The 15,388-nt window shown below is 69.4% G+C and carries 17 protein-coding genes; 5 read left to right on the plus strand and 12 right to left on the minus strand.

Going from position 1 to position 15,388, the window contains the following annotated elements:
- The 3 genes from K8V84_RS06060 to K8V84_RS06070 all read right to left on the minus strand — a co-directional run.
- On the minus strand, positions 1–730 hold a 730-nt coding region (locus K8V84_RS06060), incomplete at its 3' end, for a glycoside hydrolase family 16 protein (RefSeq protein ID WP_304071521.1).
- Between the two features lie 233 nt (positions 731–963).
- Positions 964–1,377 (minus strand): hypothetical protein, encoded by a 414-nt coding sequence (locus K8V84_RS06065; RefSeq protein ID WP_304071524.1) that lies wholly within the window; start codon positions 1,375–1,377, stop codon positions 964–966.
- Positions 1,378–1,427: 50 nt separating this feature from the next.
- On the minus strand, positions 1,428–2,687 hold the full coding sequence (locus K8V84_RS06070) for an MFS transporter (protein WP_304071526.1): 1,260 nt from the start codon (positions 2,685–2,687) through the stop codon (positions 1,428–1,430).
- A 71-nt stretch (positions 2,688–2,758) separates the two neighbouring features.
- On the opposite strand from K8V84_RS06070, the gene K8V84_RS06075 reads away from it, so the two are divergent.
- The gene (locus K8V84_RS06075) at positions 2,759–3,745 is read left to right on the plus strand and encodes a GlxA family transcriptional regulator (RefSeq protein ID WP_304071529.1); all 987 of its coding nucleotides are present in this window, start codon (positions 2,759–2,761) and stop codon (positions 3,743–3,745) included.
- 6 nt (positions 3,746–3,751) lie between these two features.
- Here K8V84_RS06075 and K8V84_RS06080 read toward each other — a convergent pair whose 3' ends face one another.
- The 7 genes from K8V84_RS06080 to K8V84_RS06110 all read right to left on the minus strand — a co-directional run bounded on the left by K8V84_RS06080 (position 3,752) and on the right by K8V84_RS06110 (position 9,952).
- Positions 3,752–4,114, minus strand: coding sequence for an MmcQ/YjbR family DNA-binding protein (locus K8V84_RS06080; protein ID WP_304071531.1), 363 nt, complete (start codon positions 4,112–4,114; stop codon positions 3,752–3,754).
- A gap of 56 nt (positions 4,115–4,170) precedes the next feature.
- On the minus strand, positions 4,171–5,595 hold the full coding sequence (gene rox / locus K8V84_RS06085) for a rifampin monooxygenase (RefSeq protein WP_304071534.1): 1,425 nt from the start codon (positions 5,593–5,595) through the stop codon (positions 4,171–4,173).
- Between the two features lie 85 nt (positions 5,596–5,680).
- Positions 5,681–6,643, minus strand: coding sequence for a M56 family metallopeptidase (locus tag K8V84_RS06090; protein WP_304071536.1), 963 nt, complete (start codon positions 6,641–6,643; stop codon positions 5,681–5,683).
- Positions 6,640–7,005, minus strand: a complete 366-nt coding sequence (locus tag K8V84_RS06095; RefSeq protein WP_304071540.1) for a BlaI/MecI/CopY family transcriptional regulator — start codon at positions 7,003–7,005, stop codon at positions 6,640–6,642. Before K8V84_RS06095 ends, K8V84_RS06090 begins: the two co-directional genes overlap by 4 nt.
- A 95-nt stretch (positions 7,006–7,100) precedes the next feature.
- Positions 7,101–8,336, minus strand: a complete 1,236-nt coding sequence (locus K8V84_RS06100) for a pyrroloquinoline quinone biosynthesis protein (RefSeq protein WP_304071543.1) — start codon at positions 8,334–8,336, stop codon at positions 7,101–7,103.
- A 2-nt stretch (positions 8,337–8,338) separates the two neighbouring features.
- A complete protein-coding gene (locus K8V84_RS06105) occupies positions 8,339–9,205 on the minus strand; it encodes a cytochrome c biogenesis CcdA family protein (RefSeq protein ID WP_304071545.1) in 867 nt (288 codons plus the stop codon).
- A gap of 6 nt (positions 9,206–9,211) precedes the next feature.
- On the minus strand, positions 9,212–9,952 hold the full coding sequence (locus K8V84_RS06110) for a thioredoxin domain-containing protein (protein WP_304071548.1): 741 nt from the start codon (positions 9,950–9,952) through the stop codon (positions 9,212–9,214).
- 100 nt (positions 9,953–10,052) lie between these two features.
- Between K8V84_RS06110 and K8V84_RS06115 the strand changes: the two genes are divergently transcribed.
- The gene (locus K8V84_RS06115; protein WP_304071551.1) at positions 10,053–10,508 is read left to right on the plus strand and encodes a hypothetical protein; all 456 of its coding nucleotides are present in this window, start codon (positions 10,053–10,055) and stop codon (positions 10,506–10,508) included.
- A 49-nt stretch (positions 10,509–10,557) separates the two neighbouring features.
- The gene (locus K8V84_RS06120) at positions 10,558–11,100 is read left to right on the plus strand and encodes a GNAT family protein (protein ID WP_304071554.1); all 543 of its coding nucleotides are present in this window, start codon (positions 10,558–10,560) and stop codon (positions 11,098–11,100) included.
- Positions 11,101–11,102: 2 nt separating this feature from the next.
- On the opposite strand, the gene K8V84_RS06125 is transcribed toward K8V84_RS06120, so the two are convergent.
- Positions 11,103–12,254 carry a helix-turn-helix domain-containing protein gene (locus tag K8V84_RS06125; RefSeq protein WP_304071557.1) on the minus strand — a complete coding sequence of 384 codons (1,152 nt, stop codon included), beginning with the start codon at positions 12,252–12,254 and terminating at the stop codon, positions 11,103–11,105.
- A gap of 130 nt (positions 12,255–12,384) precedes the next feature.
- Here K8V84_RS06125 and K8V84_RS06130 point away from each other — a divergent pair, with 130 nt between their 5' ends.
- Both K8V84_RS06130 and K8V84_RS06135 read left to right on the plus strand, forming a co-directional pair.
- The gene (locus K8V84_RS06130; protein WP_304071560.1) at positions 12,385–13,707 is read left to right on the plus strand and encodes an MFS transporter; all 1,323 of its coding nucleotides are present in this window, start codon (positions 12,385–12,387) and stop codon (positions 13,705–13,707) included.
- A gap of 42 nt (positions 13,708–13,749) precedes the next feature.
- Positions 13,750–15,033, plus strand: a complete 1,284-nt coding sequence (locus K8V84_RS06135; protein WP_304071563.1) for an ArgE/DapE family deacylase — start codon at positions 13,750–13,752, stop codon at positions 15,031–15,033.
- A 59-nt stretch (positions 15,034–15,092) separates the two neighbouring features.
- On the opposite strand, the gene K8V84_RS06140 is transcribed toward K8V84_RS06135, so the two are convergent.
- Positions 15,093–15,388: RidA family protein (locus tag K8V84_RS06140; RefSeq protein WP_304071566.1), on the minus strand; the 296-nt coding region annotated here is incomplete at its 5' end.

Genomic DNA, 15,388 nt, shown 5'->3' on the forward strand with positions numbered 1-15,388 from the left:
AGACCCAGTCGCCGCCGACGTCGTCGGGGGTGATGGTGTTGAAGGGGACGCCGTCCACCGACCAGGTGATGGAGCCGGGCTCCCAGTCGATGGCGAAGACGTGGAAGTCGTCGGCGAAGTTGCCGCCCTCAGGGTGATCGTAGGAGGCGCCCACTCCGTCGCCGCCCGAGTAGCCGGGACCGTGCACGGTGCCGTGGACCGTGCCGACGTCGCTGCCGATGAACTCCATGATGTCGATCTCGCCGGAGTTCGGCCACTCGGTCTCGGGGAAGTCGGAGCCCAGCATCCAGAACGCCGGCCAGATGCCCTGTCCGCTGGGCAGTTGGATACGGGCCTCGATACGGCCGTAGGCGTGCTCGATGTTGTTCTGGGTGGTCATACGCGCCGAGGTGTAGGAGCCGTCGTCCTCCCGCTGGGCGGTGATGACGAGGTTGCCGTCACCGTCGAGCGCGGAGTTCTCCCGGCTCTCGGTGTAGTTCTGCAACTCCTGGTTGCCCCAGCCGTGGTCACCGGTCTCGTGGTTCCAGTTGGCGGGGTCGGGGGCGTCGCCGGCCGCGCCGTCGAACTCGTCGGACCACACGAGCGCGCCCGGTTCTGCGGCTTCGGCCGAGGTCAGGGCGCTGTTGTCGGCGGTGTCGCCGCCGGTCCAGGTCAGGGCGGTGGCGGTGAGGGCCGCCGCGGCGCCCAGGCCCACGGTGGCGGTCAGGGTGTTCTTGGTGCGCTTGCGCATCCTTGTCTCCAAGGGGGATCGGGGCCTTCGGGCGCCCTGGACACGCGCGTGCTAGCGGGTCGCGCGCGGTTCCGGCGGGTACTGACCCGAGACCGAGCTGAACAAGTGTTAAGTGACTGTAGGTGTGATTCCGCTGCGTCACAAGAGGGTTTCGGGGAGATTTTGGGACCGCTCCCACGGCGGGTTCCGATCGGATCGCGGTACCGTTCTGCCGAGACCGCAACGCCCCGTCGTCACCTGCCCGAACCCGCCTCCTCCGACTCTCGCCGGGGCCGGAACCATCCCGCCACGATGACGACGGTCGCACCCACCGCGATGGACACCAGGACCGCCGAGAACACCCACTCCCGTGACCCCCACGGGCCGTAGACCCGATCGGCCGCGCCGGAGTCCACCGAGGCGACCTCGGCCCCGCGCACGCAGTCGCTCCGCTGGGCGGCGTGCAACCGCACCGATCGCTCCTCCCCGGAATTCTCCGGGGTGAACGTCCCCTGACACACGCACGACTCGTGCCCCGGGTGCCGCACGCACGACAGCGACTCGGCCACGAACACACCCGGTGCGCCCTCGCCCCGAGCCGCGCGCACCCCCCGGTCCCAACCGGACAGTCCCACGTATCCCAGCAAACCCACCAGTACCAAAACCACCAGCGAGAACACGCTCGGTCGAGCCCTTCCCCAAGTCCGGAACAGGCTCCTCATCGTTTCGACCTCCCCAGGCGCAGGGACGCCGACGCCGCCAGTACGCACAGCGCGGCCGCCAACAGCCACACCGGTCCATAACCACCGCCCACGTCCCGCACCAGACCACCGACGACCGCCATGGCCCCCGCGCCCACCTGGTGCACCGCGTTCACCCAACCGAACACCACCGCCCCGTCCGCGCCGAACATCCGCCGGGCGAGCAAGATCGTCGGCGGAACCGTCGCCACGTCCAACAACCCGAACAGCACCACGAACGCCACCATCGCCGGGCCCGCCTGCGGCCCCAACACCAGAGGCAACACCGCCAACAACACCGCCCGGCCGGCGTAGTAGGACGCCAACAACCACCGAGGATCGAACCGGTCCGACGACCAGCCGGAGGCGACCGTCCCCACCAGGGAGAACACCCCCACCGCCGAGACAAGGGCCGCGGCCGCCGTCACCGCCATGCCCTGGTCCTGGGCGGCCGGCACGAAGTGCGTCCACAACAGCCCGTTGGTGGTCGCCCCGCACACCGCGAAGATCGCGGCCAACAACCAGAATCGCCGATCGCGCACCGAGGTGGACAACACCCGCAACGTTCGGGCCGACGCGCCCCTCTCCGGTGCGGGACGGGCGATCAGCCCCGCCGCGCCATAGGGCACGAGCCCCACGTCGGCCGGGTGGTCACGCAGCACCAAAGCGGCCAGGACCGCCAACACCACGGCGGTCAACGCCAAACCCACCACCGCCGGTCGCCAGGAGTGGTGGTCCACCACCCAGGCCAGCGCCGGTAGGAACACCATCTGACCGAACGCGCTCGCCCCGGTCAACGCGCCCACCACCAGGCCACGCCGTGCCACGAACCAACGTTGGGCCACCGTGGCGGCGAAGGTCATCGACAGTGATCCCGTCCCGGCGCCCACCAGCAGCCCCCAGTACAGGGTGAACTGCCAGGCCTGCGACATCAGCGTGGTCAGGGCCGCTCCCACCGCGACCAGCACCAGCGCCACCAGCGCCACGCGACGCAGCCCGAACCGGTCCATCCACGCCGCCGCGAAGGGGGCGACCAACCCGTACAGCACCATGTTCACAGACGCGGCCAGGCCGATCTCGGCTCGCGACCACCGGTACTCGGTCCGTAGTGGTTCGGTGAGCAGGCCGGGCATGGTCGCGAAGGCTGCCGCGCCCGTGATGACCAGCCCGGCCACCAGAGCCATCAACCAGGCCCGGCGCGGTCGGACGGGGGAGGGAACGTGCGTCGTCGTCTGCATGGACCCAGGTTCCTTCGCCGGACCCCACCGTCGACAGTGGCCCGAAAGCCAATAAGTGAAAGGATCGGGCCATGAGCGTATTCCGGCACCCCGAACGCCACCCGGTCGCCGTCCTGGCCCGCCAAGGACTGCTCTCCTTCGAGGCCGCTGCCGTGCACCGCCTGTTCGGCCAGGCCCGCGACCCCGACGGCGCGCCCCTGTACGAGGTGCGTACCTGTGCCCTGGAACCCGGACCGATCCGCGCCGACGCCGACTTCCGCCTCCTCGTCGACCACGGCCCCGAAGCCCTGGCCCAGGCCGCCACGGTCGTGCTTCCCGCCGCCGACGAGGACTACGGAGAACGCCCCCACGACCCCCTCTCCCCGGACCTGGCCGCCGCCCTGGAACTCATCCCCGCCACCGCGCGCGTGGCCTCCATCTGCACCGGCGCGTTCGTGCTCGCCGCCGCCGGGATGCTGGACGGCTGCCGGGTCACCACCCACTGGCGTTCGGTCGGATACTTCCGCGCCATGTACCCGCACATCGAACTCGACCCGGACGTGCTCTACACCGACAACGGCCGACACCTCACCGCCGCCGGGGTGGCCTCCGGTATCGACCTGTGCCTGCACATGATCCGGTGCGACCACGGCGCGGCCGTCGCCAACGAGGTGGCACGTGGCACGGTCGTCCCACCGCACCGCGAGGGCGGCCAGGCCCAGTACATCCGGCGCCCCCTGCCCGAACCCGGCCGCGCCGCCACGGCCGCGGCCCGTACCTGGGCGCTGGAACACCTGGACGAACAGCCCGGGCTTCGACAGATGGCCGACCACGCGGCGATGAGCGTGCGCACCTTCACCCGCCGCTTCCGCGACGAGACCGGGCTGTCCCCGGGGCGTTGGCTGGCCGAGCAACGCCTGGACCTGGCCAAGCACCTGCTGGAGGGTTCGGACCTGCCGGTGGACCGGATCGCGGAACGCGCGGGCTTCGGTACCGGGGCGTCCCTGCGACTGCACATGCAGCAGGCGCTCGGGGTGACCCCCGGCGCCTACCGACGCACCTTCCGCGGCACTCCTTGAGTTCGGTCAGCCCGCCCGGACCAGGGTCTCCGGGCTCGGTGGGGAGGCCAGGAGTTCCTCGGGCGCGGTCAGGTACCAGGCCTCCAGGGTGAGCTCGCTGAGCTCGTCCACGTCGATGCGGTCCAGGTGCACCACCACCCAGCCGAACCCGCCCGCGGTGAACTGCGCCTCGAACACGTCGGGGCGTTCGGCGACCAGCGCGGCCTGTTCGATGAGGGTCTGCTTGAGCCCGACGGTGGCGGTGTCCGGCCACAGGTATCCGAACGGTTTCTCGCGTACCCGGAAGGTCGTGTAACGCCGCGACTCGGTACCGGTGCACTCCGGAAGCGCGCGCACCAACCGCAGGAACCGTTCGATCTCAACACCCATGGGATGAGACAACCACATCCCACCGACACCGGCGCCGCCACGTCCATGGCGCCCGCTCAGGTGGTGGCGCCGAACCAGCGGGGGAGTGCTTCGGACAGTCCCTCCGGGTCCTCGCCGACCCACACCACGTGGCCGTCCGGTCGCAACAGCGCGGCCGGTACGTCCAGCGCGCCGGCGGGAGCGACGACGCGGCCGACCCGGTCCTGCCACCCGTTGACAGAGAGCCCGCCGGTGGCGTCCACCAACAGCCCGCGGCCATCGCGCATGTGTTCGAACAGCCGTCCCTGTTCCAACTCCACGTCCCTCAGCCGCCGACCGAGCAGCCGGTGCCCCTCCCCGACGTCGTAGCGGACCCCGATCGCGGTGATCCGCTCGATGAGCAACCGGTTGGCCTCCTCCAGGTCCATCAGGTCCGAGACCAGCCGACGCACCGCCTGCGAGCCGGCGTCCTGGTTCATCAGCACCCCCTGCGCGCGGGTGCCGTCCAACACGGTCTCGGCCACCGGACGGCGTTCGCTCTCGTAACCGTCGAGCAGCCCCTGCGGTGCCCATCCCTGGAGTTCGGCGGCCAGCTTCCATCCCAGGTTGAACGCGTCCTGTACGCCCAGGTTGAGTCCCTGTCCGCCCAGCGGCGGATGCACGTGCGCAGAGTCACCGGCCAGCAGTACCCGATCGACCCGGTACTTCTCGGCCAACCTGGTGGCGTCCCCGAAACGGGAGAGCCACCGGGGCGAGTGCGTGCCGAAATCCGTGCCGGCGGTCGCCCGCAACGCCCCGCGCAGCTCCGCCAAGGTCGGCGGGACGGACCGGTCCTGGGCCATCCGCTCCGCCGGGACGACGATCCGGAACACCTCGTCCGACGCGGGCCCCACACCGAAACGCGGTTGGGTCTCCCGAACCCGGGTGACCACCGCCATCACCTTGGCCATGGGCATGGTCAGCCGCGCCTCGCCCAGGAGCCATTCGCTTGTGGCGGGTTCACCAGGAAAGCCGATCCCGAGCAGCTTGCGCACCGTGCCCCGACCGCCGTCGCAGCCCACCAGGTAGCGCGACCGCAACCGTGAGCCGTCGTCCAGGATCGCGGTGACGCCGTCCTCGTCCTGCTCCAGGTCGACCAGAGCCCGGCCGCGCCGGACCGGCACGTCCAGCTCCTCGGCGTGCTCCCTCAACAACCGCTCCGTGATGGTCTGTGGGATGCCGAGGATGTAGGGGTGCGCGGTGTCCAGCCCCTCCGGAGCCGGTTTGGCGATCCCCGCGTACACCGCCCCCAACGGATACCGCCGCCCCTCCTGGAGGAACCGCTCCAGCAGGCCGCGCTGGTCCATGATCTCGACGCTGCGCACGTGCAACCCGAGCCCGCGCACCACCTTCGTGGGTTCGGTGTCCCGTTCCACCACGAGCACCTGAATCCCGCGCATCCGCAACTCCGCGGCCAGCATGACTCCGGTCGGTCCGCCACCCACCACGATCACGTCGAACATGAGCCCCCCATCGATATTCGGCCCACACATCCTCGCCATGGGCCCGTGCCGGGGCAATCCCGATCCCCGATACGACCGGTATCGGTCAGGTCAGACAGGAACAAGGGGGGACGATCGCGCAGGCCAGCGTCATCGTGACCGTGAACGCGAGAGGGGCCGCGACCAGCAGGCCCGCGAACACCGAACGTGCCCAGACCAGGGCGCGCGGACAGCTCGGCGAAGGCGCGACCTGGCGCCGCACCCGCTCGATCGGGCAGGCGCCACCGATGGACAGTGTCGCGGCACCATGCCCGTCCTGGGCATCGGCGAGTCGCCCCAGCGCGTGTGCCAGTGGTCCGACCCCCACACGGCGCACGGCGCGATCGTCGGCGGCCCACTCGACCAGGACGGACACACGCCGGGCGGCCTCCCGCAGTAGCGGAACCCCCGGAAAGGCCCGGTCCAGCAGACCCACCCAGCCGACCAACAGGTGGTGGCCGCCGGACAGATGGGCGCTCTCGTGCTCCAACACGGCCAGCGTCTGGCGCGGGGTCAGGGCCTCCAGGGCCCCGCTGGTGATGACGATCCGGCCACCGTCACCGGGCACGCAGTAGGCGCTGAGCCGGCCCGAAGGCACCAGCCACACGCGGTGCCCGTACAGGACGTGGCGCACCGCGCCCTCGCTCAGTTCCCGGTGGTGTCCACGCCGCCAGGACCGACCGGACCGCCCGCGCAGCAAACCGGTCCACGTCAGTCGGGCGACGGCGAGCAGGGCCAGGGCCAGGGCCGTCCCGACGAACCCCACCGCGCCGGACCCCTGACCCTCCAGTGCTTGGAAGAGGTTCACGCACATGGCGATGACGCCCTTGACCGACGGACCCAGGAGTTCGGCGGCGGCCACCATCGTCAGGGCCGCGCACGAGAGCAGCCACACGGCGCTCGCCCCCACCCACAGCCCAAGCTCGCCGCGTGGCCCTGGGCCACAGTCCGTGGTGGCGCGACGCAGGACGTCGGGGCCCTTGACGCTGAGCACGACCACGGCGCACACCGCCACGAACGACCAGATCACGGCTCCTCCTCGGGGTGCTCGGCCAACAGCGCGCGCAGGGTGCGCACCTCCTCGGGGCTCATACCGTCGACGAACCGCAGGAGCGTGGCCCCGGCGTCCCGGCCGTCCTCCAGGGCGTCGCGCATCCGTTCGGCCGCGTGGGTGGGGCGATCGCTCAGCGGTTGGTAGAACCAGAGGCGTCCCAGCCGTTCACGCCGCACCCACCCCTTGCGGCGCAGGTTCTCCAGAACGGTGGAGATCGTCGTGTAGGCGATTCCCTCACGTGGGAGGGAATCCAGCACCTGGCGAACGCTCATGGGGGAGGGAGAGGCCCACAACGCCTCCATGACCTCTGATTCCAACGACCCAAGGCCCGTGAGCATGGCACCCGTCTCCAGTGGACTCCACCGCGGCGTCCGCCGCGCCTTCGTGGGATTCTATCCGCCATAGAAGAAGTCGCGTCAGGAGGAGGTGCCGTTCAACCCATGGGAAGCGCGGCGAACACCCGCGACTCGTCGGCGGTGGTGACCTCCACCAGGGCCGGGCCCGATTCGAGCGCGGCGGCGGGCGGTTCGGCGGAACCCTCCCATTCCTGGTCCAGCGACCCGGTCCGTACGTCGAGGGCCTGGTGCGCGTCCGCGTCATCGAGGTAGAGGGTGGCGCCGGCCGCCCCACGCATACGCGCGTCCGGACCCACCTCGTGCCGCCAGAGCGGGGCGTCCCCCTCGTCTGTCACCACCTGCACGCTCGACGCGTCCGGGGTCTCCGTCGGTGTGCCGAGGACCGCCGTGCGGCCGTCTCCGACGTCCAGGGCCCGGGGTTCACGATCGGCTGCGAGCGTGAGGAGCCGATCACCGGTCCGAAGGTCGTGCACCGTGTACAGCAGGGGTTCCTCATCGGAGGGAGCGGTCCACACGAATGTGACCGCGGCCGCGGAGTCGTCGTCGGGACGGGGACCGTACCCGACCCGGACGTCCGAGGCGTCCAACTCTTCGGGTACCTCCAGGTCGGTGTGGTCCCACAGATCCGCGCCGGTGAAGTCGATTGCCCGAAGCGCCTCGTCACGATGGACCAACACCACACCGTGGTACTCGTGCAGGATCACTTCGTCCTCGTGCTCGTCGGCGACCACCGCGCCCGTGCCCGGATGCAGGGCGAGCTTGGGGCCGGTGTGGTCGCTCATGACGCTCCCCTGAACGGCGGCGAACACCAACCCCGGGCCCACCAGGGTGCCGGGAACGTCCACGGGGCCCCACACGAGTTCACCGTCGTCGGGCCGGAACGCCGACGCGGTGGTCCTGGTGGCCAGGAAACCCCCGTCCGGATCCTTCTCCTTGTCCAGCAACACCACCAGTTCGGAACCGTCCCGCGGATCGCGCGTGATGACGAACCCGGTGCACTCGGGGTCGCGCTCGGTCGACCAGCGGGTACGACCGGTGTGGTCGACCCCCAGGAACTCGACCGCGCCGCCCTCCCGTTCCTGGACCACCCCGACGAACATCGACTCGGTGGCCTTGGGCTCGGAGGAGAACGGCGCCGTCCACAGGGGATCGGCCCGCAGCGGTGCGGGGAGTGGCCCGGAGACCTCGGGTGGAGGCAGGGGCGGGTCGTCGCGCGGCACCGTGTCGGAACCGTTCTCGCCCGGCCCCGCGCAGGCGCTCAGGAACAGCATCGCGGCACCCGCCAGGGCACCGAGTCCCTTCGTGGACGGCAACGTCAGCCCTTCCCGGAGGTCTCGTGGCCGTCCGCGTCGGCGGAAGCCCGGTGCCTGGACCGCCAGGTGAACACGAGCGATCCGCCGACCACGACCGCTCCCAGGACCAGGGCCACGAGGTCGGTCATCGTGCCCAACCGGGACAGCGACTCCTGGGCTCGATAGGCGAGTTGTTCCGCTCCCGCCATCCCGGGCAGACCCGCCATGGACGCGGTGCCGTCGAAGGCGATGAAGAGCACCCCGATCCCGATGAACAGACCGCCGCTCAGCAGCGCGGTGGTGTGCGTGGTCAGGGGGCCCAAGCGCACCGATCGGCCGCGCAGCCACCGGCGGCGGCCCAGGTCGTAGCGGTCCCACAACAGGGCCAGCACGAACATGGGCAAGACCATGCCCAGAGCGTAGGCGGCCATGAGGAACATGCCGCGCAGTGGGGTGCCGGTCGCCGCGACGGTCAGGACCGCGCCCAGGATCGGCCCCGAACAGAACCCCGCCAACCCGTAGACGGCGCCCAGACCGAGCACCGACAGATGCCCCCGCCCAGCGGCGAACCGGCCCTGGGCCCGCGCCAGTGGCGCCCAGGTGAACCCCAACCCCAGGATCTGTAGGACACCGAAGACGATGATGACGGCGCCCGCCACGTTGATCAGCGTTTCCCGGTGCCCGTAGAAGAGCATGCTGACCATGGCCGACCCCGCCCCGAGCGGGATCAGGGTCAGACACAACCCGGCGTAGAAGACCGAGGTGCGCAGCAAGAGACGCCCCGGGTCACGGAAGGCGTAGGCGAAGAACGAGGGCAGCAGCAGCGCGCTGCACGGGCTGAGCAGGGCCAACACGCCGCCCAACACCGCCGCGAGGAAACCGATGTCCATCTCCGCTCACCCCTCGGTCGCGGTCAGCGCGGTGTCGACGCTGTCGACGAAGACCGACAGTGGTTGGGCTCCCATCACCGGATCCCCGTTGATGATGAAGGCCGGGGTGCCGGACACCCCGATCCGCTGGCCCTCAAGGAAGTCTGCGTCGACCCGACCCCGTAGCTCTTCGCCCCGCAGGTCGGTGTCGAAGCGTTCCAGGTCCACGCCGATGCCGTCGACGATCTCCCGCAGGTCGCCTTCGGGATCGGAGGACGACTTCAGTTCCTCCTGCCGCGCGAACACAGCCTCGTGGTACTCCCAGAAGGCGTCCTGTTCGGCGGCGGCCAGAGCACCCACGGAGAGATCGCGGGCCAGATCGCCCAGGTAGGGGAACTCGCGCCACTCGATCCGCAGGTCACCGGACTCGACATAGCGTTCCACCAGCTCGGGTTGGGTCTCTTGGGCCCAGGTGGCACAGTAAGGACAGGTGAAGTCGGAGTAGGCGACCATCACCACCGGGGCGTCCTCCTCGCCCAGGGCGGTGGGGTCGTCGGCCTCGCGGCGGGCCAGGCTCTGCCCCCACTCCCGCTGCTCCTCGCTGATCCGGTTCTCGGCCGGTGGCTCCGCCCGGGAGGCGTTCGCGCCTCCGTCACCGGGATCCTCCTCCAGGGTGAGGCCGATGGCCACCGCCAGGACGACGGCGAGCAGTACCGCGCCGGTCAGCAGCAATGGCTCGGTGGTGGACGCCTTCGCTTGTGGGGGCATGGGGTACCTCTGCTTTCTATGCTCGATAGAAAGTACTCTATGCTGCATAGAAACACGTGGGAAACGGGGGTGCCTCCCCGGTCGATCGAAGGGACGTCGCATGCGCGCATGGGGACTTCGACAGTGGGGCGTGGCGGCCCTGGGCACGGCCGCCACCCTGCTCCTGCTCGGACTGCCCGCAGTCCTCATCCCGAACGGACTGTTCGCTCGGGAGATCGAGCCGACCTGGTGGTCCTACCCGGTCTGGATCGCCACCTCGCTCCTGTCCGGCCTGGTCATGGCGACCTACGTGCGCGGCACGACGGAGGTGGCGGAGACGAGCGGCGATCGCGACGGGGGACGAGGGATCGTGGGCGCGGCCCTCGCGTGGTTCGCGATCGGCTGCCCGGTCTGCAACAAACTCGTCCTGTTGGCCCTGGGAACGAGCGGCGCCATGGCCTGGTTCGCCCCGCTGCAACCACTGCTCGCGGTCGCCGGCATGGTGCTCCTGGCCTGGGCCCTGCGATCCCGCCTACGCGCCGCGAACTCCTGCCCGACCCCGGCCCGGGCCGACTGACGCGAATATCCGATTGCCCCGGGGGCCACCGGTCCGATAGTAAGCATCCATGCTCAGGGGAGAGAAGGTCGGGCTGCGGGCCCGCCACGACGAAGACATCCCGGTCCTGCTGGCCGAGCTCTACGACGACGTGGTCACCGGGTCGCGGGCCGAAGGTGGTCCCTGGCGGCCGCTCACACCCGGGACCGAGGATCCGCGGCTCGTCGTGGACGACAAGAATCCGAACCTCGTCCAGTTCTCCATCGTGGAGCTGGGCGGTGGTTCTCTCATCGGCACCGCGACACTGTGGGGCATCGACACCCACAACCGCTCGGCGCACATCGGCCTGGGCCTGCTTCCCGCCACCCGTGGCAAGGGCTACGGCGCCGACGTGGTCGCCGTGCTCTGTCACTACGGCTTCGTGGTGCGCGGCCTGCACCGCCTGCAGATCGAGACCCTGGCGGACAACGCCGCCATGCTGCGCGCCGCCGAGAAGAACGGCTTCGTCCGCGAGGGCGTGCTGCGTTCCTCCGGGTGGGTTCTGGGCGAGTTCATGGACGAGGTCCTGATGGGGCTCCTCGCCCACGAATGGAAACCGACCCGGAAGTCGTAGATTCACGGTTCGGCGGCTAACGGCGCTTGATGATCTCTCAGCGCGAGGTGGGCGGCGGAGGCGTCCATCGGTTTCGAGACATCGAGCCCGGTGGCGTTCGTGAATCTGCGAAGGCGGTTGATGACCGTGTTCCGGTGGCAGAACATCTTCTGTGAGACATCGGTTATGGAACCGGTCATGAAATAGGCCTCGACCGTCTCGATCTGTAGGTTGATCTCACGTTCGGAGAATCGATCGAGCGAATTCCTGACATCCCTGGAGAAGGCCTGGGAAACCGAACCCAGGCGGGCGCTCGCCAGGTGTGTCCAGTGGCTTCCGACGGTCGCCGCCCCACCTTCCTCCGCCCACTGCGAAAGTTCGCGGGCGATCCTCCACATTTCGGCTATCTCGCCCACACCGTGGGCGCTGGGTGAGACCCCGACGGGTTTCTGTAGCAGTGCGGTCCTGGTCATGCCCGTCACGTCCCCCGCGGGGACGATTCCGAATTCGATCCCGTCCAGACGGAGTAGGACGGTGGACGGCAGGATCCGTCCCACCCACTCCTTGAAGTCACGCGCGTGGCCCTCGTTGGCCACGAAAACGACGTGGACACCGTCGGCGCGCAGCCCGAGGGCCTCCGCCGCCTGTGTGTGCAGACGCTCGTCCGTGCTCGACTCGCTCAGCAGGTGCCGAAGAAGGAACGCGTTCTCCAGTTCGAGTTCCGAGCGCATCCGAGCGATTTCGTCGGTGTACCCGGTCTGCACGTACGTGGTGTGCACCTCGACCGCCTCCCAGATCGAGATGACCTGCTCGGAGAACTCCAAGAAGTCCTCCCGCGGTACGTGCCCGCGCATGGCTTCCCACAGAAAGCGAAAGTCCATGCGCACCGCACGCAGCAACGACTCCAGGGGGATCCCGCGGCGGGCGCGTGAACGTCCCACCTCGACGGAGTGGGTTCGCAGCTCCTCGAAGCGGTCCCGCCCCCGCAGGAGGTCCAAGAGGAGCTCCAGCGTGGCGCCGGCCGTGCGGTGCAGATCCGTGTCATCGATGACGGTCTCGGCGTAACCGGTGAGTTCGCGGACCCTGTGGACGTAGGTCCAGGCGATGGCGCCGAGATCCCTCAGGCAGGCGTCGGCCGCGCGGGGGACGACCCCCGATCGCTCGAATTTGTGCATGTGCACATTTTATCCAGGGGGTTCGTTGTGATCTGCGCTTGTGGAGGTTCTTTTTCTCCAAGACGATGAGCTTCATCAGCCCTGGTCGTTCACGCACTGTCCGGCCGATGCTCATCTCCCGGAGGAACACATGTCACAACCGGACCAGGCCGCCCCAGGCGGGGCCGGACCGACGGTCAACGCCTCCGACGCGCGGCGGATCGCCTTCGCCGCCTTCGTCGGGACCGCCCTTGAGTGGTACGACTACTTCCTGTTCGGCATGGCCGCGGCACTGGTCTTCAACCGCCTGTTCTTCACCGACCTCGATCCGAACGCGGGTCTCATGGCGGCTCTGGCGACCTTCGGTGTCGGTTTCGCCGCCAGGCCCATCGGCGCGCTGATCTTCGGGTACGTCGGCGACCGTTATGGCCGACGCCCCGCGTTGCTGGCCACCATCGTCATGATCGGCTGCGCGACCGGGCTCATCGGGCTGCTCCCCGACTACCTCGCGATCGGGCTCGCGGCACCGATCCTGCTGGCGGTCCTGCGGCTCCTGCAGGGACTGGCCGTGGGCGGTGAGTGGGGTGGCGCGATCACCATCGCCATCGAGCACGCCCCCGAACGGCAACGCGCCCGTTACGCGGCCCTGGTCCAGGTCGGATCCCCGGTGGGCACGCTCATCTCCTCCGCCGCCTTCTCCACGGTGCTGCTGCTGCCCGCGGCCGAGTTCGACGCGTGGGGATGGCGTCTTCCCTTCCTCCTGGCCTTCCCCCTGCTGGGCATCGCGCTCTACATCCGCATGAGGGTGGAGGAGTCCCCCGTCTTCCAGGAACTCGTGCAGATGGAGGACCGCGCCAAGGTGCCCGCCCTGGCCCTGTTCCGTGAAGCGGGTGGCCGCCTGCTCGTGGCGGTCGCCGCGGCACTCCTGGGTGTCGGCGGTTTCTACATGATGACGACGTTCGTGGTCTCCTACGCCTCCAGTGTCCTGGAGGTCGACCGACAGATGGTCGTGAACGCGACGCTCGTCGCGGCCCTCTTCCAGATCGTCACGACCCTGGTCGCCGGACGCGTGGCCGAGCGCTTCGGGCCCGGCCGAATGACGGTGATCGGTGCCGTGGCCACGGCAGTGGCGGCCTTCCCCCTGTTCTGGCTCATCGACACGGCCGACCCGTGGGCGATCACCATCGCGGTGACCACCGGTATCTGCCTCATCACCCTCGCCTACGCCGTCACCGGCGCACTCCTGGCCGACCTCTTCCCGCCCCGGCTGCGCTACAGCGGTGTTTCCCTGGGCTACAACCTCGCCGGGACCCTCAGTGGGTTCCTCCCGCTCATCGCCACCGCGCTCCTGGTCGTCGACGATGGTGCCTCCTGGCCCGCCGTGCTGGTGCTCATCGGCATCTGCGTCATCACCGCGCTCGGCGGCTTCGCCGGTGAGCGGATCCGGATCAAGGACACGCGAACCAGGGCCTGAGAGGCCCCTTCCCACCACAACCCCGAGTCAGGAGATCCGCACGTGAGCCTCACGCCCGACATCATCGCGCGCATCGACCGAGCGGTCGACGAAGCCTTCGACGCCCAGTTGGCCTTCACCCGGGAACTCGTACGCCACCCCTCCCTGCGCACCCAGGAGGCCTCGGCTCAAGACCTCATGTACGAGGCCATGTCCCGGCGCGGCCTGGCCATGGACCGCTGGGAACTCGACGCCGAGGAGATCGCCGCCCACCCCGGCGCGGGCGAGATCAAGGTCTCCTACGAAGGCGTCGAGAACGTGGTGGGGACGTACACACCCGTGCACGGTGAAGGCCGCTCGCTGATCCTCAACGGTCACATCGACGTCGTCCCCGAAGGTCCCCTCGAAGAGTGGTCCAGGTCGCCCTGGGACGCTCCCGTGATCGATGGCTGGCTCCATGGCCGTGGCAGTGGCGACATGAAGGCGGGGTTGGCCGCCAACCTGTTCGCCTACGACGCCGTGCTCAAGGCCGGATTCGCGCCCGCCGGACGCATCCACTTCCAGTCCGTGGCCGAGGAGGAGTGCACCGGCAACGGTGCGATCGCGACGATCCAGCGCGGTTACACGGCCGACGCCGTACTGATCCCCGAACCCGAGGAGGACATGCTCGTCCGAGCCAACGTCGGCGTCATCTGGTTCAACGTGCGGGTCGCGGGCCACCCCACGCACCCGAGGGAGATGTCCTCAGGATTCAACGCGATCGACGCCGCCCACCACGTCATGGGAAGGCTGCGTGAACTCGAACTGCGTTGGAACCAGGAGAAGGAGGACCACCCCTACTTCGAGGACCTGGACCATCCCATCAACTTCAACCTCGGTGGGATCACCGGAGGTGACTGGCCCTCCAGCGTTCCCGCCTGGTGCGAGCTTCAGGTGCGAGCCGCGATCTACCCGGGGGTGAGCGCCGACGACGCCTGGGAGCAGATCCAGGACGTCCTGCGGAGCACCGTCACCGACGATTCGGGCCATCCCATCGAGGCGGTGGGGGAGCGGACCGGCTTCTACGCCCAGGGCTACGTCCTGCCCGAGGGCACGGACGCGGAGAACGTCCTGCGACGGGCGCACGCGACCGTCTTCGAGGAAGAGCTGCGCACCTTCACCACCCCCGGTTACCTCGACGGGCGCGTTTACGCCCTCTACCAGGGGATTCCCGCACTGGTCTACGGTCCGATCTCCGAGGCCATCCACGGGTACGACGAGCGGGTCGACATCGAGTCCGTACGGCGGATCACCAAGTCCATCGCCCTGTTCATCGCGCAATGGTGCGGTCTCACCGAGGTCTCCTGACGGGGTTCTCCGATGACGGAGACAACGCGTCGGCGGGCCGGTCGGCCCGCCGACACGCCTCAGTCGAGGATGGCCTCCGCCTCGACCTCGACCAGGACGTCGGGCTCGAAGAGGTAGTCCACTCCGATCGCCGAGAGCGGCGGCAGCGGCTGCGGGATCCCCAACTCCTCGACGACGCTTTCGATGCCCGCCATGAAGTCGGTGTACTTCTCCGGTTGCCAGTCGGTGACGAAGAACCGGAGGCGCACGACGTCGGAGAAGCTCGCCCCGGCCCCGGCCAGACCCCGCGCGGTGTTGCGTAGAGAGTGGGCGATCTGTCCGGCGAGGTCTCCGGGCGAGAGGCGTTCGCCCTTCT

It is taken from the genome of Nocardiopsis listeri, assembly GCF_020741345.1.
GTDB lineage: Bacteria > Actinomycetota > Actinomycetes > Streptosporangiales > Streptosporangiaceae > Nocardiopsis > Nocardiopsis listeri_A.